At 44.3% G+C, this 18,427-nt stretch carries 22 protein-coding genes and 1 other RNA gene; 13 read left to right on the forward strand and 10 right to left on the reverse strand.

Annotation, left to right across the window (positions count from 1 at the left end; all coding sequences use genetic code 11):
• Positions 1-42 precede the first annotated feature (42 nt).
• From ssrA to FD974_RS07160, 3 genes are all read left to right on the forward strand, one after another.
• Positions 43-401, forward strand: a transfer-messenger RNA (tmRNA) gene (ssrA, locus tag FD974_RS07150).
• Between the two features lie 320 nt (positions 402-721).
• Positions 722-1,876 carry a glycosyltransferase family 4 protein gene (locus tag FD974_RS07155; protein ID WP_215363875.1) on the forward strand — a complete coding sequence of 385 codons (1,155 nt, stop codon included), beginning with the start codon at positions 722-724 and terminating at the stop codon, positions 1,874-1,876.
• A 5-nt stretch (positions 1,877-1,881) separates the two neighbouring features.
• Positions 1,882-2,676 carry a hypothetical protein gene (locus FD974_RS07160; RefSeq protein ID WP_215363877.1) on the forward strand — a complete coding sequence of 265 codons (795 nt, stop codon included), beginning with the start codon at positions 1,882-1,884 and terminating at the stop codon, positions 2,674-2,676.
• Positions 2,677-3,565: 889 nt separating this feature from the next.
• Here the strand turns inward: FD974_RS07160 and FD974_RS07165 are convergent.
• On the reverse strand, positions 3,566-5,308 hold the full coding sequence (locus tag FD974_RS07165) for an IlvD/Edd family dehydratase (protein ID WP_215363878.1): 1,743 nt from the start codon (positions 5,306-5,308) through the stop codon (positions 3,566-3,568).
• Between the two features lie 190 nt (positions 5,309-5,498).
• Between FD974_RS07165 and FD974_RS07170 the strand changes: the two genes are divergently transcribed.
• Entirely contained in the window at positions 5,499-5,921 is a 423-nt protein-coding gene (locus FD974_RS07170; RefSeq protein WP_215363879.1) for a VOC family protein, read from the forward strand.
• Positions 5,922-5,950: 29 nt separating this feature from the next.
• Here the strand turns inward: FD974_RS07170 and FD974_RS07175 are convergent, their stop codons facing one another.
• Together FD974_RS07175 and FD974_RS07180 are read right to left on the reverse strand one after the other, a co-directional pair.
• Positions 5,951-7,141 carry a class I SAM-dependent methyltransferase gene (locus tag FD974_RS07175; protein WP_215363880.1) on the reverse strand — a complete coding sequence of 397 codons (1,191 nt, stop codon included), beginning with the start codon at positions 7,139-7,141 and terminating at the stop codon, positions 5,951-5,953.
• Between the two features lie 3 nt (positions 7,142-7,144).
• Positions 7,145-7,696, reverse strand: a complete 552-nt coding sequence (locus FD974_RS07180) for a carboxymuconolactone decarboxylase family protein (RefSeq protein WP_215363881.1) — start codon at positions 7,694-7,696, stop codon at positions 7,145-7,147.
• A gap of 112 nt (positions 7,697-7,808) precedes the next feature.
• Between FD974_RS07180 and FD974_RS07185 the strand changes: the two genes are divergently transcribed.
• Positions 7,809-8,576: a sulfurtransferase gene (locus FD974_RS07185; protein WP_215363882.1), complete on the forward strand. Its 768-nt coding sequence runs from the start codon at positions 7,809-7,811 to the stop codon at positions 8,574-8,576.
• 10 nt (positions 8,577-8,586) lie between these two features.
• On the opposite strand, the gene FD974_RS07190 is transcribed toward FD974_RS07185, so the two are convergent.
• Positions 8,587-8,889, reverse strand: coding sequence for an antibiotic biosynthesis monooxygenase (locus FD974_RS07190; RefSeq protein WP_215363883.1), 303 nt, complete (start codon positions 8,887-8,889; stop codon positions 8,587-8,589).
• Between the two features lie 76 nt (positions 8,890-8,965).
• Between FD974_RS07190 and FD974_RS07195 the strand changes: the two genes are divergently transcribed.
• The 3 genes from FD974_RS07195 to FD974_RS07205 are packed head-to-tail and all read left to right on the forward strand — an operon-like array spanning position 8,966 to position 11,003.
• Positions 8,966-9,940: a D-2-hydroxyacid dehydrogenase family protein gene (locus tag FD974_RS07195; RefSeq protein ID WP_215363884.1), complete on the forward strand. Its 975-nt coding sequence runs from the start codon at positions 8,966-8,968 to the stop codon at positions 9,938-9,940.
• A 5-nt stretch (positions 9,941-9,945) separates the two neighbouring features.
• Positions 9,946-10,485 carry a chromate transporter gene (locus FD974_RS07200; RefSeq protein WP_215363886.1) on the forward strand — a complete coding sequence of 180 codons (540 nt, stop codon included), beginning with the start codon at positions 9,946-9,948 and terminating at the stop codon, positions 10,483-10,485.
• Complete coding sequence (locus tag FD974_RS07205) at positions 10,482-11,003, forward strand: chromate transporter (RefSeq protein ID WP_215363887.1); 522 nt, start codon at positions 10,482-10,484, stop codon at positions 11,001-11,003. Before FD974_RS07200 ends, FD974_RS07205 begins: the two co-directional genes overlap by 4 nt.
• Positions 11,004-11,013: 10 nt before the next feature.
• On the opposite strand, the gene crcB is transcribed toward FD974_RS07205, so the two are convergent.
• The 4 genes from crcB to FD974_RS07225 are packed head-to-tail and all read right to left on the reverse strand — an operon-like array spanning position 11,014 to position 12,536.
• A complete protein-coding gene (gene crcB, locus FD974_RS07210; protein ID WP_215363889.1) occupies positions 11,014-11,391 on the reverse strand; it encodes a fluoride efflux transporter CrcB in 378 nt (125 codons plus the stop codon).
• A gap of 10 nt (positions 11,392-11,401) precedes the next feature.
• The gene (gene ygiD / locus FD974_RS07215; RefSeq protein ID WP_215363891.1) at positions 11,402-12,181 is read right to left on the reverse strand and encodes a 4,5-DOPA dioxygenase extradiol; all 780 of its coding nucleotides are present in this window, start codon (positions 12,179-12,181) and stop codon (positions 11,402-11,404) included.
• A gap of 9 nt (positions 12,182-12,190) precedes the next feature.
• Entirely contained in the window at positions 12,191-12,328 is a 138-nt protein-coding gene (locus tag FD974_RS07220; protein ID WP_174221123.1) for a hypothetical protein, read from the reverse strand.
• Between the two features lie 40 nt (positions 12,329-12,368).
• The gene (locus FD974_RS07225) at positions 12,369-12,536 is read right to left on the reverse strand and encodes a hypothetical protein (RefSeq protein WP_215363893.1); all 168 of its coding nucleotides are present in this window, start codon (positions 12,534-12,536) and stop codon (positions 12,369-12,371) included.
• A gap of 35 nt (positions 12,537-12,571) precedes the next feature.
• On the opposite strand from FD974_RS07225, the gene FD974_RS07230 reads away from it, so the two are divergent.
• Both FD974_RS07230 and FD974_RS07235 read left to right on the forward strand, forming a co-directional pair.
• The gene (locus FD974_RS07230; protein ID WP_215363895.1) at positions 12,572-13,234 is read left to right on the forward strand and encodes a site-2 protease family protein; all 663 of its coding nucleotides are present in this window, start codon (positions 12,572-12,574) and stop codon (positions 13,232-13,234) included.
• A gap of 85 nt (positions 13,235-13,319) precedes the next feature.
• On the forward strand, positions 13,320-13,772 hold the full coding sequence (locus tag FD974_RS07235) for a cytochrome c (protein WP_215363897.1): 453 nt from the start codon (positions 13,320-13,322) through the stop codon (positions 13,770-13,772).
• Here FD974_RS07235 and FD974_RS07240 read toward each other — a convergent pair whose 3' ends face one another.
• Together FD974_RS07240 and FD974_RS07245 are read right to left on the reverse strand one after the other, a co-directional pair.
• The gene (locus tag FD974_RS07240; RefSeq protein ID WP_215363899.1) at positions 13,773-14,453 is read right to left on the reverse strand and encodes a cytochrome b/b6 domain-containing protein; all 681 of its coding nucleotides are present in this window, start codon (positions 14,451-14,453) and stop codon (positions 13,773-13,775) included.
• 38 nt (positions 14,454-14,491) lie between these two features.
• Positions 14,492-15,433, reverse strand: a complete 942-nt coding sequence (locus FD974_RS07245) for a 3-hydroxyacyl-CoA dehydrogenase family protein (RefSeq protein ID WP_215366755.1) — start codon at positions 15,431-15,433, stop codon at positions 14,492-14,494.
• 84 nt (positions 15,434-15,517) lie between these two features.
• Here FD974_RS07245 and FD974_RS07250 point away from each other — a divergent pair, with 84 nt between their 5' ends.
• The 3 genes from FD974_RS07250 to FD974_RS07260 are packed head-to-tail and all read left to right on the forward strand — an operon-like array spanning position 15,518 to position 18,369.
• Positions 15,518-16,447: a 2-hydroxyacid dehydrogenase gene (locus FD974_RS07250; protein ID WP_215363901.1), complete on the forward strand. Its 930-nt coding sequence runs from the start codon at positions 15,518-15,520 to the stop codon at positions 16,445-16,447.
• Between the two features lie 15 nt (positions 16,448-16,462).
• Positions 16,463-17,392, forward strand: coding sequence for a dihydrodipicolinate synthase family protein (locus FD974_RS07255; protein ID WP_215363904.1), 930 nt, complete (start codon positions 16,463-16,465; stop codon positions 17,390-17,392).
• A gap of 26 nt (positions 17,393-17,418) precedes the next feature.
• Positions 17,419-18,369 (forward strand): TAXI family TRAP transporter solute-binding subunit, encoded by a 951-nt coding sequence (locus tag FD974_RS07260; protein ID WP_215363909.1) that lies wholly within the window; start codon positions 17,419-17,421, stop codon positions 18,367-18,369.
• Positions 18,370-18,427 lie beyond the last annotated feature (58 nt).

Genomic DNA, 18,427 nt, shown 5'->3' on the forward strand with positions numbered 1-18,427 from the left:
AGAGTATCGGCCTTAAAATAGAGATTCTTATGCATGAACTCTGGGGTCGACATGGTTTCGACGTGGATTACAAAGCATCAAGGGCATACCGAGGACCCGTTATCTCGTAAATCAATGGGAATGTAATAACTGCTAACGACGAACGTTACGCACTAGCCGCTTAATTGCGGTTGCCCCTGAACTGATTCTCTCTTGGGTCAGGTAGCGCAAGCTACATCAGGGTCATATACAAGAGATAAGACTATCTCGCGTCACGAGGGGTAGTACGAAAATTTAGTGAATCGCTTGCGTGGAACATGTCAATCTGTGACTAGCAGGCTAAATTAAATGATATGACTAAGTATGTAGAACTTGTTGTAGAGGATTTGCGGACGCGGGTTCGATTCCCGCCGACTCCACCATTTTGTCAATAGATTAAGGGCCTTCGGGCCCTTTTCTACTTCTTCCCCACAAGGCCACTCTTTAAACCACACTCTGGTCAGCGAACTCAACGTGTTTTAAATCAAGGCTATCTTTTCTCATAAATTCATGCATTGGAAGACCCCTTTAGCATTTTCCAGAAACCGACCCCCATCCAATGAGGTTTTTTGGGTCCCATGCAGATAACCTCTTTACCCTATTTTGCTTAAAGGATTCTGAATTTTTTGAAGCAATGTCCATCATACGCAGGCTTATATGGCCTCAATAGTCCTGAGTGGAGTAATTTGACTATCATTACCCAATGACTAAAAAGAAAATTTTGATTGAGGGTTGGCGAGGTATTAATCATTCTTATGCAATGGTCAATCAATACCAGCTACTGGAAATGAAAGGGATGGGTTTGGAATTGCAACACCTGGACCTACCTTTTTACGATGAAAAATGGAATTTAATTGACAATAACTCTGGGTTCGAGGAGAGCGATAAGCAAAAAATTGCCTCAATACAAGCTGCGGACTTTACTCAAAAACAAGACATAACTTATAGAATTAGCTTTCCTTATAGACTTTATCCAGCTCAAAGTGAAAAATTATTTGTATTTGGGACGTCTGAGTTACAAAATATAGATGGTTATATTTATGAAGATAGACTGCAAGAGGGCATCAATAATCGTAGTCTTACAGTGGTCACTCCCTCCAATTGGTCAAAGATTGGCTTTTTAAAAGCTGGATTTGATGAATCTAGAGTCGTAGTGGTGCCGCATGGTGTCAACCAAAAAATTTACAAGCCGCTTTCTGATTTGAGGCGAAAACAGTTTAGAGATGCTCTAAAGGTATCTGATGAAGACTTTCTGATTCTCTCCTTGGGCGCTATGACGCCAAATAAGGGTATCGATATTTTGATAGCGGCATTTGCTACACTAAAGACAAAATACCCCCACTTAAAACTTGCTCTAAAAGACTCTAGCAATCTTTATGGCATCCGCATTCGTGATGTATTGACTGGTCTTTACCAACAAAATCCTAAGCTGGCATCTGAAAATATTTCTAAATCAATTATCTCCATGTCAGATAATTTAACTCAAAGCCAATTAAATGGGTTGTATGGAGCGGCAGATTGTTATGTATCTCCATATAGGGCTGAGGGTTTCAATTTGACACCTCTAGAAGCAGCTGCTAGCGGTACGCCAATAGTAATTACCAAAGGTGGCTCAACTGATGATTATTTTCATGAATCATTCGCATTACATATTGAGAGCGTCTTATACAAAACAGGCAACACAACCGAGCTAAAACCTTCACTCGATAGTCTGATAGAGCAGCTTTCACTTCTAATTGAGGGCAAGGCAAGCAGATTAAACAATAGTTTTGCTCAGCAATTTATAGGAAAAAATTTCTCATGGTCTGTTGCTGTTAAAAAACTTATTGATATATTTAATCAAGCTAAATCAGGTTAATTTTTATGAATATAAAAATATTTTGTGTCTTCCATAAAAACATAGATGAATTTATTTTTAGGCATTTTGAAAAAGATGATTATTTATCAATCTTTTCTTTGTATGCTGTTAATGAGAAGTATCAGAAGAGGATTAATGGTAATGAATTAGATTTGAAAAATTATCCAAATCTAATTTTAGAGAACAAATTAAAATTATTCCACCCAGAAATCCAAGCTAGAGGATTCTGTGAGACTTCTTGTTATGTTCATGTTGAAGAAAATGAATTATATGGTGATGCTGATTTAATTGGGGTTTGTCAATATGATATGGTATGGACGCCTAGAGCATCAAAATTAATTCGGAGCTTAAAAAATGCACCATATTCATCCGAGAGCTTATATGGAATGAGCGTTGGAAATATTATGGATGCTCAAGGAAAATTTCATCCGTTGGCATTTTCTGAGAAACGAGATTGGGGATTTCTTTTAGAAAGTTTTAACAAATTTTTCGACAAAAGCTATGGTTCCGAAATTTTTTTAAATAAACCGCTAACCTTGTATCAAACATATTTGCTACCAAGAGAAGAATTTCAATCCATGAGTAAGTGGCTAAAACAGCTATGTTCAGAAATGCATCCATGGGCAAATTTACCTCCGTATGAGACTCACTGGGGTTCTCTAGGCGGCTTTACTGAAAGGGCGGAATCCGTTTTTATTGCAGCTAAACTTCATGAGGGAAAGAAATTTCATGAGCTCCCGCTTAATCATGATCCTAATATTGTTAGCATGCTGGGTATGACAAAAGACCACTACGGATAACAATTTGTCAACCCATTTACTTGACTGCGTTTTTTTAAACACCACAAGAGCCAATTGTTCTGAGCCTGTTAGGTCTTACTGCGTATACCCCGAAGGGGGTTGGCCTCAGGTTTTAAGCTTTTCATAGAACATATTGCAGTGGCTGCCTAAGTCGGTTAAGTATCTGAGCATTAAATTTTTTGCGCTGAACTCGGCTTTGGCCTCTTTTGTATAAAAACCATTGGCGTATTGTGGATGAATCTCACCTTTTATATTCCTTATGCTTTAGGGAGGGGTTGTGCCATAGTACCTACAGGTAGAATATTTACAAGCTGCAGGATTAAGACAACAACGTTTTAAACGCCTTGAGATAACTCATGACGGCAGGCTACAGCTCTCTTACGCGCCACTTTAAGACTTACCTCAGGTAGACGCCCAACGATCGGTCTCGACGCCTCCCAGCCAATAAATAACGGAATACCCAGTACTTGCCGCCATTCTTCCTAATGTTTAGATTTAAGCCTGTTGAAACCAAGTCTGTATACCTGCCCGCAGCACGCAGGTTTTTAACATAGGGGTCTGCAAATCCAGTCTTCATTAATTCTCCTTTTAAGTTGCTTCCCCATGCACAGTGCGTGATTAGCCCTAAGAGGTATAGGTTGGTAAAGTAACGTTAGATATTTATGGAGTACGGATAAGCTGGGACTTATTGCCGATTTTTGCTTTGGCGGCCTCTTAACAACAAGGACGTGGCTACTTAGGAAGACCCAAAGCCTCTCAAGAAATATCTTTGGGTTAAGTAGACACCGTCTCCATCATTATGAAGTAAATTGCTTTGCTTGATAGACCAACGCCACCTCAATGGGTGGCGTTTTTCTTTGATTCCATTTTTTAATTCACCCTAATTTCATTAACGCTTCGGCGTTTTACCCACCATCTTCACCGCTCTTAAGAAATCAAAGTCGACACCTTTATCGGCTTGTGTAACGGTATCTAAAAACAGCTTGAGATAGCCACGCTCTGCAGTAGGTTCAATCACTGGATTTGCTTTTGCACGCTGAGCTAGCTCTTCATCAGGAATTAATAAGCTGATCTCGCGATTTTTGACACTTAAGCGAATGCGATCCCCATTTTGTACATAGGCTAATGGCCCGCCCACTGCAGCCTCTGGTGTTACGTGCAACACAATCGTTCCGAATGCAGTGCCACTCATACGGCCATCTGAGATACGCACAATATCTTTTACGCCTGCGCGCGCTAATTTCAATGGAATCGGAATATAGCCCGCCTCAGGCATGCCGGGCGCCCCTTTTGGACCAATATTCTTTAAAACCAAAATATCGTCTGCAGTGACATCCAAATCGGGACTGTCGATGCGATTGGCGAGATCTTCTGCATTTTCAAAAACAACGGCGCGCCCTTCATGCTCCATGAGTTTTTCATTTGCTGCAGACTGTTTGATAATCGCACCACCAGGCGCTAAATTGCCGCGCAATACAGCAATACTGCCCCGTGGATAAATTGGGTTATTGAATGGGCGCACCACATCCTGCTTAAAGCTGGGTGGAGCAGCATCAATTTCCTCACCCAAGGTACGACCGGTAACTGTCATAGCATCGAGCTTTAATAATGGCTTTAACTCACGCAGCAAGGTAGTCATACCACCAGCATCATGAAAATTTTCCATGTAATGGTCGCCCGATGGCTTCAGGTCAACGAGCACAGGGGTTTCATTACCCATTTGATCGAGAGCCTCTAAATCAATCTCCAGACCCATACGACCAGCGATAGCTGCTAAGTGAACAATGCCGTTTGTTGAACCACCAATCGCCAGTAAAACGCGCATGGCATTTTCAAAGGCATCTGCAGTCAATACCTGATCGATCGTTAAACCATCTTTAGCCATTTGTACAGCGCGCGCACCAGTCTCCTCGGCAATTCGGATGCGGTCAGCAGTCACGGCGGGTGGAGTGGCGCCACCTGGCACTGTCATGCCTAGCGCCTCTGAGATACATGCCATGGTGCTAGCGGTGCCCATGACAGAACAGGTTCCCACACTGGCAACCAATTGATCATTGACCTCATCTTTTTCTACTTCATCAATTTCGCCAGCACGGAACTTACCCCAATAACGGCGGCAGTCAGTGCATGCACCAACTCGTTCACTACGATGTGAACCCGTCAACATCGATCCGGTAATTAATTGAATGGCAGGCAAACCTGCAGAAGCTGCACCCATCATTTGAGCCGGCACAGTCTTATCGCAACCACCGATCATGACTACAGCATCCATCGGTTGTGCGCGTAGCATTTCTTCGGTATCCATCGACATCAAGTTGCGCAAATACATACTGGTTGGCGCTGCAAAACTCTCATGAATCGAAATCGTTGGAAAATCCATGGGCAGACCACCAGCCAACATCACGCCACGCTTCACCGCTTCGATTAACTGGGGCATATTTCCGTGACAAGGATTGTATGCGCTACCCGTATTAATAATCCCAATCACAGGCCTCTCTAATGCGCTGTTGGTATAGCCCGCCCCTTTAATAAATGCTTTACGCAAAAACAATGAGAAGCCTTTATCGCCATAACTCGTTAAACCCTTGCGAAGACCGCTCTCAGGGATCTGTTTATTTTTCTTTTCAGTCATCAGATATTTTCTTTGTTCTAGGCAATAATGGATTTACTCAAACCAAAAGTAGTGCTCTATTGGAAAGCAGTAAATGTCTCTTTTTATCTCTTTGATGAATCATTATTTTGATAGAGTAAATATACTAAACTTTGACTTAATTGACTTTCTAGCGCCCCATTTGATAACAAACTAACCAATCAGGACCTTTATGCCAACGATCCAGCCCTTTCACCTTGCTTTTCCAGTTAATGACCTAGAGGCAGCTCGCGCATTTTATGGAAAGACCTTAGGTTGTCCCGAAGGAAGAAGTTCTGATGAATGGATCGATTTTGATTTTTATGGCCACCAAATTGTTGCCCACTTGGCTCCAGAAGAATGCGGCACTACAGCCGCAAATCAGGTTGATGGTCATCAAGTTCCCGTAAAACATTTTGGTGTCGTATTGACCATGGCAGATTGGAATGCGCTTGCTGATCGATTACGTAACAGTGGCATTCAATTCATCATCGAGCCACAAATTCGCTTTAAAGGGCAAGTAGGCGAACAAGCAACGATGTTCTTCTTGGATCCTGCTGGTAATGCCTTGGAATTTAAGGCCTTCGAAGATCCGACTCAGTTATTTGCAAAATAATAACTGTGAAAAGTTCTTCTTTGAAGCTTCTAGCGAATACCTAAGCGCCACAAGGAAGTAGTCTCAGCAGATCTCGCAAAATACAATGGGTCGGATTCATCAAATGCCTTACTGTGCTTGGGCTTAGTATCGATGTGACCCAATACCTGCAGGCCAGCTTGCTCAATCCAATCGAGTAGTTGTTTGCGGGTACGCATACCCAAATGCTCTGCTAAATCCGACAGAATGAGCCAACCTTCACCCTGATCCAATAAGTGATTTTTTAAACTCATTAAGAAGCCCTTGAGCATTTGGCTATCTGGGTCATACACCGCATGTTCTAGCCTAGAGCTTGGTCTTGCAGGCAGCCAGGGAGGGTTGCACACCACTAAAGCTGCTTTTCCTTCTGGAAATAAATTCGCTTTCGCAACTTCTACTTGATGATCCAAATTGAGCCTTTGAATATTCTCAGCAGCGCAGATGAGCGCTCTTTCATCAAGATCAGTAGCAACAATTTTCTGCACACCTCGCATTGCTAGAATCACAGATAACACGCCTGTGCCAACACCAATGTCAAAGGCAATAGAGTTTCCATCTAAAGCATTTGGTAATGGCGCATTACAAACTAACTCAAGGTATTCACCACGAATCGGGGAGAAAACACCGTAATGGGGATGAACAACAATAGGCTCTCCAGAGCTATCAGCAAGTACTGGCAAACCATGTTTACGCCATTCATGCGCACTAATCACTCCTAAGAGCTCACGCAACGAAATGACATAGGGTTCAGTGGTATGGCCATAAGCCTCCGAACAAGCCAAAACAACATCTGGAGCGCGCCTCAAAGAAATCGTGTGGTCTGGATTACATGGAATTAATAGCATTCCCAAGACCCGTGCACGCTGAGATTGCATCAAGCGGTGCTGATTAAATAAATCTAATGGTGTTTTTTGAGGGGCAAGATTAGCAGATTTATCCGATCTTTTACCTAAGCGCTTGGATTTTTTTGAAGGCTTATCAACCCTCCTAATCAAAGCCTGTAAGAGCTGACGGGCATTCTGAAAATCACCTCTCCAAAGCAGGGCCGTGCCCTCACAGGCCAAGCGATAGGCTTCGTCAGCTGTCATCGTGTCGTCTGCAAGCCTAATGCGCTTGTGAGCCGCTATCCCATTTTCAGAATGCCACATTGCTGAGCGTGACTCTCCCCCTTCATCCCAGCAGATGAGTTCATTCTGATTCATAGATTAGGCAGGAGGATGCTCCTCAGGATTTACATCCAGAGCAATTAAGAAGCGTGAGACCATGTTGTACGCTGCAATCACTGTAACCAGCTCTACGGCATCCGTATTGCCTAGAGCAAGCTGTAAGCGTTTCATTAAATCAGGGTCGACTTTGATATTGCGTGTCATCTGAAAAGTGAGGCTAGCAGCATCATTTTCTAGCGGACTAAATAATTCTGCTGGGAAATTGGTTTGCCCAATGAGTCTGAGTGCATCTACCTGGGCTTGGGTACCGCCTGCCTTCATAAAAGGTGGGGCATGATGAAAGAACTCATACTCAGCACCATTTAAGACCGCAACACCACACATCGCTAATTCACGTAATTTTGGATCCAAGGAGAGGTTATTGCGGATCTCACCAATAAAGTGATTCCAACCCTGGGCAATCGGAACGCTATGTAAAAGCATACGATCTAGATTAATAAATTGACCACCACGTCGCTTGCGGATGGCGGCAACCAGATCAGCTGGTTCAGCCAGATCGATTGGCTGGTAGGGAATTAAACGCTCAGACATAGAGTTGCTCTAAATAAAAGGTATCAATGGCAAAAAATAGACAGTGTGGCTAAGATTATCACTCTAATAAGATCTTCCTTGATAATAAGCACTCAGCAATACCACTCTCGCCATGAAACCCATTCTCAATATAGCCGCCTACTTATTTGTTAGCCTAGATCACTTGACTGAGCTGCGAACCAAGATTTTGGATCAATGCAATGCTCGGGAGCTCAAGGGCACCATCTTGCTCACTGGAGAGGGCATTAATCTCTTTCTGGCAGGCAAAGAATTAGAACTACGCGGCTTCTTGGATTGGTTAAGAGAAGATGCTCGCTTTGCGCCTCTTGAAGCCAAAGAAAGCTGGTCCGAGACGCAGCCCTTCAAGAAAATGCTCGTCAAGATTAAGAACGAGATTATTCGCATGAATCATCCAGCGATTCGTCCAGAAGAAGGTAGGGCAAAATTTATTTCACCAAAGAAATTACAGGAATGGTTAGATCGTGGAACGGATGACTTAGGTCGCCCTGTTGTGATGATTGATACCCGTAATGCATTTGAAGTGGATTACGGTACTTTTGAAAATGCACTGCATTTCAACATCAATAAATTTACTGAGTTCCCAGAGGCAATATCAGCCCATAAGGAAGCCTTGTCTGACAAAACCTTAGTGAGCTTTTGTACTGGTGGGATTCGCTGTGAAAAATCTGGTCTCTATATGCGAGAAATCGGTATGGAGCACAGCTACCAGCTAGAGGGCGGAATCCTCAAATACTTTGAGGAAGTAGGCTCCGCACATTACCAAGGTAGCTGCTTTGTATTTGATGAGCGTGAAGCCTTGGAACCTAATTTGGATTCAATTCCCTTGGAAAATTCGATCCGCAAAAAACTCAAGGCTTAGAAAAGACTCTCTAGCTAGACTTACCCACTAAAGTCATATGCTCAACAAAAGGGGGTTTTGCAAAAAATGGCCCCACAATCGCACGCCAATCAGCGAAAGCTTCTGAACCCCGAAAATCGACTGTATGGTTTTCTAAAGTATCCCAATAAATCAATAATAGATAACGGGCTGGGCTCTCAATACTATGATTCACCTTAAAACCCTGAAATCCCTTTGCCTTTGAGATCACGGTATTCACCCCACGCAAAATCGCTTCCTCAAACTGGGCACACTTGCTTGGATCGATTTCAATATCACAGTGCTCCAAAATCATTTGTATTTCCTTTTTTAAAATAGCCTATCTTCAATAGTAAACTTAAATCCACATAATAAATAACGATACTAGAGACATGGCCAATTTACCCAATGTTGTCATTCTTGGCGATTATGAGCACGCTCTACGTCGCTATTCTGATTGGAGCAAAGTAGATCAACTTTGCCACATCCAAATGTATGACGACCCCCTAAGTAATGAGTCTTTATACGAAGCAATCAAGGATGCTGATATTGTCATTCTGGTTCGGGACCGAATTCCATTTGATGCAGCGCTCATTGCCCGACTTCCAAAACTCAAATTACTCATGTTCACGGGCAAGCGTAACAGCACATTAGATGTTGCTGCACTGAAAGCGAGAAATATACCAATAGCCTGCACTCCTGGCGGCCCATCAAAAGACTCCACGACTGAGTTGACTTGGGCACTTATTTTAGGTGCCAGCAAACATCTTCTGCGCCAAAATCAATTAATCCATTCCGGAGAATGGCGTGATGAGCTATCAGTATTACCCATACTCTCTGGTGAACGCCTAGGTTTAATTGGCTTAGGAGCAATTGGTAGTGCAGTAGCTAAAGTAGGTATTGCATTTGGAATGGAAGTGGTTGCCTGGAGTCCCAATATGACGACAGAGCGCGCAGCAGCGCAACAGGTGAAATCAGTCAGCCTAAATGAGCTCTTACAAAGCTCTAAAGTGGTTAGCTTGCATCTGGTGGCAGGTCCAAGTACCAAGGGATTGATTGGTGCCGAGCAACTTGCCTTAATGAGACCGGATGCACTATTAGTCAATACTGCTCGATCAGCCCTGATCAAGATGGATGATTTAGAGACTGCATTGAAACTGGGTCGGCCCGCTCAAGCAGCTTTAGATGTTTTTGAGATTGAACCTCTCCCAAAAGAAGACTCCCTTAGAAATCATCCAGCACTGCTATTAACCCCCCACTTGGGCTTTGTTGCTGAGCCCATCTTCAAAGTCTTTGCTCAAGGTATTACAGACACGCTAGAGGCTTGGCTTACCCAACAAACCATTCCCCACCCTTTTGAAGCGTAAAAGTATTGAACACACTGACTCCAACCCAGCTATTTATTAGCTTTAGCAAAATCGGCATGTCTGGTTTTGGTGGGGTATTGCCTTGGGCACGACGCACTCTAGTGGAACAAGATAAAGTACTAAGTTCTGAAGAATTTAGCGCCATGCTGGGCATCTGCCAGATTGTTCCTGGACCCAATATTGTGAACCTTGCTGTCTGTGTTGGCGCACGCTTTGCCGGTGCTAAAGGTGCATTTGCATCAGTACTGGGTCTTACCTTGGGGCCCATTTGTATTGTGTTACTCCTCGCACTCCTTTACGAACATTACAGTTACATGGAGTCAGTACAGGGAATTCTTCGCGGAATTTCAGCGGTTGGTGTGGGCCTGATTGCATCAACCGGTTTTAAGATGCTGCGCGATGAATTTCGTTACCCGGCAATGTTGTTAGTTGTCATACTTACCATCATTACTGCCACTTACTTTCATCTAGGATTAGGCTGGGTCGTGCTGACCGCATCACCACTCGCCTTGTATTTGGCGCACCAGAAAGCTCGCATTCTATGAGCGTCTTATTGAGTTTATTTCTCAAGCTGTCCGCGTTCTCGCTCATCGCCTTTGGCGGAGTAAATGCCCTGCTTCCAAGTTTGTTAGATTTATCGGTCAATCAAGAGCGCTGGATTGATCTTCAAACCTTTGCAGATTATTTTGCGATTGCTCAAGCTGCACCGGGACCCAATTTCATGACGGTGACCTTAATTGGCTGGCATGTTTATGGCGTACTCGGAGCTTTGATTGCGACCTTTGCTATTGCTTGGCCATCTTCTATCCTCGTCTTCTTCCTGCAACGCTGGGTCATGGGCATGAGTGACCAGCAGAAAAAGAAAACGATTCAATATGCAGCGGCAGCTTTAGCGATTGGCTTAGTACTTTCTTCTGCATGGCAAATTGCCTTGCAAATTAATCACAGCATCGCTGCTTATGCCTTAACCCTTGCAACCATTGGATTAACCGTATTTACTCGCTGGCACCCTTTGTACCTCATTGCCCTGGGTGCTGCTTTGGGATTATTTGGGCTGATATAAACCTACCAATTTATTTCAAGGCTTGATAGGTCAAGATACCTAAAAAAGTTAAAGTGAGTGAGCCCAATAAATTTAAGAGTGCAGTGCCTAAGGCCCAAGTGACTTCACCACGCTGCATCAAGCCTACAACCTCTGCAGAAAAGCTCGAAAAGGTTGTCAAGCCACCTAGAAAGCCAGTAACAATAAATAACTTCCACTCGGGAGAAAGATGGGCGTTGTTCCCGAAGAAAGCGACCGCAATACCAATGAGATAACCGCCAACCATATTGGAGATAAAGGTGCCTAAGGGCACGCTAGAAGCAATTCCAACGGTAACTAGATTAAATCCAGCTCTCAGTAAAGCTCCGAAACCCGCGCCGCAGAAGATAGCAAAGATAGATGGCCACATATAAAAATCTCTATTGAATTGAAAAAGTAAGCATGCTAATTGAGCCCATCTCTACTTGATTAATTAATACCTTAGGAGTTTCATCATTACCCTCTAGAGCAAGAATGTATAAAGCAGGTAAATAATGCTCAGGGGTCGGCACAGATAAATGGGCGGCATCACCAAACTGCTCCCACTCGATGAGTGACTCATGGTGATTCGCCTTCATTTCCGAGACAAAAAAGTCGTTGAACTCTTGAGCCCATGGATAAGGTTTTGCGCCATCTTCCCAATGAATCGTTCGCAGGTTATGAACAACATTACCACTGCCCAGAATTAGGATATTTTCATCTCGCAAAGGTTGTAATTTTTTCGCTAACTCGTAATGTTCTCGTGCCGATAGTGACCCATCTAGGCTGAGTTGCACAACGGGCACATCAGCATTTGGATAAAGATATTTCAGAACCGACCATGCGCCATGATCAATGCCCCACTCATACTCCTCGAGAACTACTGGGGTATCTAAAAGTTCTTGAACGCGATCAGCGAGCGCAGGGCATCCTGGTGCAGGATATTGAATTTCAAATAATTCTTGCGGAAACCCACCAAAATCATGAATCGTTTTGGGCTTGGGCATAGCGGTAACCCAGACACCTCGAGTTACCCAGTGCGCCGAAATAACCAAGATAGCATCTGGTCGCTTGAGCGACTTACCCAATTGAGCCCAAACTGCAGTGTAGCGATTGGGCTCGATGGCGCACATCGGACTACCATGGCCAGCAAATACAGCAGGTTGGCGCTGGCTAGTCATTAAAACAAATTAGCCGAATACGTAACCAGTGTGAGCAGCAACTAATGCAAACAAAATAGCCAAACTTGTAGCGGCGGCCAACATCACGATCAAGGTGATGATCTTTTTATTGACTTCGTCTTTCGACTCTTTATGCCATTCGTTCATGTTTCATCCTCGTTTAACAGATTGATAGCGCAATTATCCACTATCGCCCGCGTCCAGCCTTGCGCATCATGCCTTTTCCACCACCAAACCCTGCCTGAGGCCTACCACCAGGGCCAGATGGGCCCTTAGGTGCTGGTGGGCGTGCTGGCGGCTTAGCAATCACGGGCTTAGCCGGCGTTTTGGATTCTGGTTTCTTCTCATCAGTCACTTTTTGCTCCTTTAGACTATGGCTATCATATTGCCATGTTTACTGACTATTCTATCCAAGCTGTCGCTATTAATGCGATTCCCCTCATTTTTGCTATTACCATCCATGAGGCAGCCCACGGATATGCTGCCCGTAGACTGGGTGACAATACCGCGTATTTGATGGGGCGGGTCAGCCTAAACCCAGCGAAACACATAGACCCCATTGGGACAATTCTCATTCCGTTGATGCTCATTCTGAGCGGATCCCCTTTCTTGGTGGGCTATGCCAAACCAGTCCCGGTACGCTTTGATCGCCTCAAAAACCCCCGTATTGATTCGATTTGGGTAGCCCTTGCAGGCCCTGGCTCAAACTTTATACAAGCCCTCATTTGGGCAGTCCTGCTGATAGGACTTCATGCTTTTGGGGTTAACGAACGCTTTTTAATAGCCATGTCTCAAGCTGGCGTGACTTGGAATATTGGTTTATTGGTTTTCAACCTATTTCCCCTACCCCCTCTAGATGGCGGGCGGATTTTGGCAGGCCTACTACCCCCAAAGCAATCCATAGCACTAGGAAGGCTAGAGCCCTGGGGCTTTTTCATTGTCCTAGGCCTGGTTTTTACAGGAATCATTGGAAGTCTATGGATGGAACCGCTGATGGGATTTTTTAAGGTGATCATTTATTACATGACATTGCCTATTCAGATGCTTTTATGACAAAACGTGTAGGAAAAGATGTTGAATCAGTAGTATGCTGGAACTAGTAATTTTGTTATTTCTATTTCACTATCGGAGCCATTCTATGAAAATTCAACGTCTTTTATTAATCGCGATTGCACCAGCCTTAGTAGCCACATCAGGCATCGCTTTTGCGCAGTTTAAAAAACCAGATGACGCTATTAAATACCGTCAAAGCGCGTTTACTGTGATGGCAAACTCTTTTGGGAAAATTGGCGCCGTTGTAAAAGGCGAAGCTCCATTTAACAAAGATGAAGTTGCAAAAAATGCTGCCGTTGTTGCAACACTCTCTACTTTGCCCTGGCAAGCTTTTGGTCCTGGCACCGAAGGTGGCAATGCGCTTCCAGCGGTTTGGTCTGATAACGCTAAATTCAAAGCTGCCGGTGAAAAGATGCAGCTAGCGGTTGCTAACCTTAATACCGCAGCACAATCTGGCGATCAAGAAGCTATCAAGAAGGCATTTGGTGCAGCTGGTGCTAGCTGCAAAGGTTGCCATGATGACTTCAAGAAAAAATAATCAGCGCTTAATGAAGTAAATCAGAATCAAGGCAATCAGGCCAAGCAGCAATAAAGCAAAGCCTCTTTGCAAACCTCCATCCTTGGAGGCACGACCCAAGTCAGCAGGCAAATGTTTTGCCTCATCGCTTGGGTCGATTTCTTTATCGCCCAGCAACATGGGTTTAATTAGATTTTCACCCTTAAATTTTTGGTAGTAAAAAATCGCGCATAGATGAAGCGCAATCACAGCAATGAGAATTTTTTCATTGAAATAATGAATTGAAGTCAGTAGCTCAACCGTTCCACTAGATACATATTTCGCGAACGGCCCCTCAAAAGCAATGTCGTCATTGGTAAAAAGACCAGTGATAGCCTGAACACCAACCGAACCAAGCAAAGCTAGAACCGATAAGGCGCCTAAGGGATTATGCCCAAGACCTCCGGAGGTTTTTCCAGTCAAGTACTGTAGGAGTCTTTTGGGGCTCGGTACAAAATTAATGAATCGGGCATGGTAAGAGCCAATCAAACCCCAGAAAACTCTAAAAATAATCAGTGTCAGAATGCAATACCCAGACAGCGCATGCAACTCCATGGCATTACCACCAATTTTTACGGTAATAAAACTGGTAATGATGCATAACACCAATAACCAATGGAATAGTCGAATCGGCAAATCCCAAACACGAATGATTTTTTTCATTCACTAAGAATAAAACATGCAGAGCCCTAAGCTCAGATTTATTTAATTTTGGGCAAATCTTTTTGGATGATCTTTAAGCCCTCACGCAAGGCCTCTTGATAGCGCTCACGTTCAGCCTTGATCGATTCTGCCGTCCAACTATAAAAACCTTCGCCTGTTTTCATGCCAAACTTTCCACTAGCAATGCGATCGCTCAAGCATTTTGCAATCGTTGCAGAATTATTGAGTGTTGGATAAATTGTTGCTCCGCCAGCACCATGCACCTCAAGTCCGGCATGATCGCGCTGCATGGCTGGTCCTGCTGCAATATAGCGAAAGCCAAAACCAAAGCGCACTGCCTTATCGATATCTTCTAAGCTAGCAATCCCCTCATCTACCATTGAAAAGGCCTCGCGGGACAAAGCATGCTGCAAGCGATTCGCCAAAAAACCCGGCAAATCTTTTTTCACCGTGACGGGCACCATGCCACATGCCGTCATTAACCTTGAGAGGCTTTCACCCACCATCGGTGAGGTTTTTTCCCCATAAACTACCTCGACGCAGGGCACGAGGTGTGCAGGCATAAAAAAATGTAGGCCAATCATTCGTGCGGCAGTTTTCAGACCTCTGGAGATATCGCTAATCGGAAAGCTCGTGCTATTACTGGCCAAAACTGCTTCAGGCTTGGCGTATTGCTCTAGCTTGGCAAACAGCTCCTGCTTAATATCCAAGCGCTCAGGAACACACTCAATCACCAGATCAATATCCGCCCAATCGACCTCTTCAAGCGAACCGGCAACCGACAGTAAATGAATGCGGTTTTCATATCCTAGCTCCATCATAGTGCTGGCAAAGTAGTCTGGTAACAAGGCTCGGCGCTCAGTAGTCGGCTCAACCACCTGCACGGCACAACCGCCCCGAGCGCAAACTGCAGCGACATCTGCACCCATGGTGCCTCCGCCAACGACAACCACTTTAGTTTCGGCTGGGGTAAATAACATCTTCATTTCTCCTTCGGGACCAAGATGAGGATTACAAATCCTCTTACAATGTTTTCATTATTCCAATAAATATGTAAGTGAGACATGATCCCAGTCAATTCAGTGCTGCAGGTCGGCCAATTTCCAGAAGTGATGCAAATGGTCATCGATCAACGCATTGTTCCAACTCGCTTCGACGATCTTCAGGCCGAGCTTCCATCGGGCTCTTTTGACAGCATCTTGATTCGCTCCAATACCAAGCTCCCCATCGCACTGCTTGAAAAGCTTCCGCAAGTCAAAATGGTGGCTACTTGTGGCGTTGGTTATGACAACCTCCCGCTAGACTTCTTAAAGCAAAGGGGGATTAAAGCCAGCAATACCCCTGGTGTTTTAAATGACGCGGTGTGCGAGTTGGCAATAGGCATGATGTTTGGGCTCTTACGCCGCATTCCAGAAGCGCATGAGTTTGTCAGAAGCGCAGCCTGGTCTAAGGGTTTATTTACCGTAACAACAACGCTTGCCGGTAAGCGTGTAGGTATTGTTGGTATGGGCAGAATTGGGCAAGATCTAGCAAAGCGTTTAGAGCCCTTTAAGGTAGATATTGCATACACAGGACCCTCGGCAAAAGATCTGCCCTACACCTATCTACCTAATGTCAAAGCCTTGGCCAAAGTATGCGATGTTCTTTTTTTAGCTTGCCCTGCCAGCTCAGCCACCGAAAAAATGATTAACGCCGAGGTCTTGGAAGCCCTGGGACCACAATCCTATTTAGTTAATATTGCTAGAGGTAGCGTAGTGGATGAGGCTGCACTTTTAGTTGCACTGCAGCAAAAAAAGATTGCCGGGGCAGCGTTAGATGTGTTCGAAAATGAACCGAATCCTGACGCAAGGTTCTTAAATCTTGATAATGTCTTACTAACGCCTCACATTGGTAGTGCAACTTCGGAAACTAGACAATTAATGACAAATTTAGCAATCGATAATTTAGAAGCTTTTTATAATCAACAGCCCCTTCTTACAGAAGTACAAAATTAAAATAACGGAGTAAGCATGACTATTTCCCTACACCCTTCAACTCTACCTGCAGTACTTTCACCAGTAATCACGCCATTTGCAGCAGATGGCAGTCCCGATATCAAAAAATTATTAAAGCAATGTCAGTGGTTAGAAGCAAATGGGGTGGGTCAAGCTATCTTTGGAACAAACTCTGAAGCGAACTCCATTTCTACCCGTCAAAAGATGAGCACCTTAACTGCGCTTATTGAAGGCGGTCTTAATCCAGCCCATATGATGCCTGGGACTGGAGCAACTTCGGTTGACGCTGCCGTCAACATGACTCAGCATGCACTGCAATACAAATGTGCTGGCGTTTTAATGTTGCCTCCCTTCTATTACAAAGACATCACCGATGATGGGCTCTTCGCTTTTTTCTCAGAGGTCATTCAAAAAGTCGGTGATGCTGGTCTGCAGATTTACATTTACAACATTCCGCCGGTCACAAAAATTAATTTAAGCCTCTCCTTGCTAGAGCGTCTGACTAAAGAGTATCCAAAGACTATCGTTGGCATGAAAGATAGCTCTGGTGATTGGGCCTACACAGAATCTGTGATCAAGTTGCTCGCACCCTCAGGATTTAGAGTTTATGCAGGCAGTGAAGTATTTTTAATGCGCACATTACGTGCTGGTGGCGTCGGTTGCATTTCTGCTACAGCTAACGTAAACCCTAAGGCAATTGCCGAATTGGCGGCCCATTGGAGAGAATCTGACGCAGATCAACGTCAAACAGCGCTAGATCAAGTACGCTCTATCTTTGCTCAATATCAAATGATTGCCGGGATGAAAACTGCTGTGGCACATTACAGTAATGATCCAGAGTGGTTACGGGTTCGCCCACCACTCATGCAGCTTAGCGCAGACCAGCAAGCGAAGTTATTAGCAGAGTTGAAAAAGATCAATTTCAGTATGCCTGGCCTTAACTAAAACACTTTACAAACGGAGATAACAATATGAAATTCCTAAAAATAGTGGCCCTATCCCTTAGCTTAATCTGGGGTGGCGCACAAGCGCAAAACCTTTCAATCGCAACCGGCGGTACAGGTGGTGTTTACTACCCAATGGGTGGTGGACTCGCTTCCGTACTTTCTAGCAAAGTCCCTGGAATGACAGCAACTGCAGAAGTTACTGGCGGATCAGTGGATAACTTGAACCTAGTTGGCTCAGGAAAACCTTATGTTGGCTTCTCTATGGCCGACGCTGCTAAAGATGCTGAGGCTGGCCAAGGAAAATTTAAGGGTAGACCAATTGACTTGAGCACCCTACTCGTTCTTTACCCAAATCTCATGCACGTTGTCACAGTTGAATCCACTGGCATCAAGTCCATGAAGGACCTCAAAGGTAAGCGCGTTAGTACTGGCTCACCAGGTAGCGCCACTGAAGTAATGGCATTTCGTCTGCTTGAGGCTGCTGGCCTAGACAAAGATAAAGATGTGCAACGCGAGCGCTTAGGTGCAGCAGAGTCTGTTAATGCGATGAAAGACCGTAAGATTGATGCGTTTTTCTGGGTAGGCGGTTTACCAACCTCTGCCGTGACTGACTTGGCTAACAGCCCAGGCATGACCATTGTGATGGTTGACAATGCTGATGAAGTAGCCGCTATGAACAAGAAATATGGCAATCTCTACTTCAAAGCAGTCATTCCTAAAACTACCTACAAAGGTATGGCTAAAGACAATCAAGCTGCCGGTGTTGCCAACATTTTGGTTGTTAACGCAAAAATGCCAGATGATGAAGCATACAAAATTGTTAAAGCCGTATTCGACAACAAAATTGACTTAGTTCGTACTCATAAGGAATACATTAACGTAACCCTTGAGAATCAAAAGCAAAGCTCCTCTCCAGTTCAGTATCACCCTGGCGCTTTGAAGTATCTCAAAGAGAAAAACATTAACGTAAATTGATGTAGTTAAAAAGAGCGAGGCATGCCTCGCTCTTTTTTTGCAAATCCAATAAAAAATA

The sequence above is a fragment of the Polynucleobacter sp. es-EL-1 genome (assembly GCF_018687975.1).
In the GTDB taxonomy this organism is placed as follows: Bacteria; Pseudomonadota; Gammaproteobacteria; order Burkholderiales; family Burkholderiaceae; genus Polynucleobacter.